This is a genomic window from Bacillus cereus group sp. BfR-BA-01524 (assembly GCF_022662595.1).
Lineage (GTDB): Bacteria > Bacillota > Bacilli > Bacillales > Bacillaceae_G > Bacillus_A > Bacillus_A thuringiensis_S.
In genome coordinates, this window is record NZ_JAKUDW010000402.1 from 1 (window position 1) to 249 (window position 249).

The following is a 249-nucleotide window of genomic DNA, read 5'->3' on the forward strand; positions in this document are numbered from 1 at the left end:
TGATCCATCAGTTGAAACTGCTAAAGTACCAGTTGTTTTACCTTTTGTATCGATAGCTGTGATTTTCATTGTATCATTTGAAGCGTCAGAAAGCTGAATTGTGATATCTTTACCCTCACCAGGATTGGTACCTTTATTTAAAAATGCGTTACCATTGAAATTTGTTTTATCAGCAATATGATCAATTTCTTGTGCTAATGCTTGATACTCTTTGTCCATAGATGCGATATCTTTATCGTTGTTAGTACC

General features: G+C 34.1%; 1 pseudogene. It reads right to left on the reverse strand.

Going from position 1 to position 249, the window contains the following annotated elements:
* Nucleotides 1-249 (reverse strand): annotated as a pseudogene (locus MR170_RS31640) (flagellin); the annotation flags it as partial.